Source organism: Streptomyces botrytidirepellens (assembly GCF_003721215.1).
Lineage (GTDB): Bacteria > Actinomycetota > Actinomycetes > Streptomycetales > Streptomycetaceae > Streptomyces > Streptomyces himastatinicus.
Map to the genome: position 1 here is coordinate 1 of NZ_RIBZ01000403.1, position 865 is coordinate 865.

Annotated in this window: 1 pseudogene; it reads right to left on the reverse strand. The window is 80.6% G+C overall.

Annotation, left to right across the window (positions count from 1 at the left end):
• Positions 1–838, reverse strand: a pseudogene (locus tag EEJ42_RS51230) (AAA family ATPase); the annotation flags it as partial.
• Between the last annotated feature and the right edge of the window lie 27 nt (positions 839–865).

Sequence of the window (865 nt, forward strand, 5' to 3'; positions counted from 1 at the left end):
CCGCGTCGCGGGCCGCAGCGTACGCGGCACGCACCTCGGCCAGGGCGCGGTCCAGCGCCTCCACCGTGCCGCCGTCCGCCCCGGCCTCCGCGCCCGCCAGCGCCTCCTTCAGCCGCTGCGACCGGCGCTCGGCCTCCTCGCGCCCCGCCTCGGCCCGCTGGTACTTCTCCTCCGCGGCCTCCTCCGCCGTACGGTCCACATGCCCCGCCCCCGGGCGCGCCGGGCTCGGATGGTCACACCCGCCGCACACCGCGCACGGCTCCCCGGGGCGCAGCCCGGCCGCCAGCTCGGCGGCGATCCCGCGCAGCCGCCGGTCCTTGAGGTCCAGCCAGTCCTCCCGGGCGGCGCCCGCCCGCTCCCGGCACCGCAACAGCTCCTCCCGCGCCCGCTCCGCCAGCACGGCGAGGCGGTCGCGCTCGCGGGCGGCGTCGAGCCGCCGCTCGGCGGGCTCGATCCGCGCGCCGAGCTGCTCGGCCCGGGTGGCTGCCTCCTGCGCGGCCTCGATGCGCGCCTGATGCGCGAGCCGCGCCGACTCCCATCCGGCGAGCCATTGGGCGGCCTCCTCGATGGCCTCGTCATCGGCCCTGGCCTCGCGGTCCAGCTCCGCGATCTCCGTCACCACGGCCCGGGCCCGCTCCTCGCCCCGCCGAGCCGCAGCCAGCGCCCCCAACTCCCCCCGCAGCCGCCGCTCCACCAACCCCAACCACTCGGCCCCGGCCTCGGCCAACGACCCACCGGAGGAGCGCCCACGCGCCCTGTCCGCGCCCTCCTCGCCGACCGCGAGGCCATCGCCCGCGCCCGGCCCCGCACCGCCCGCCTCGGCAGCCTCGGGCCCCACCTGCCCAACGGCGGCCTCGCGCCCGCC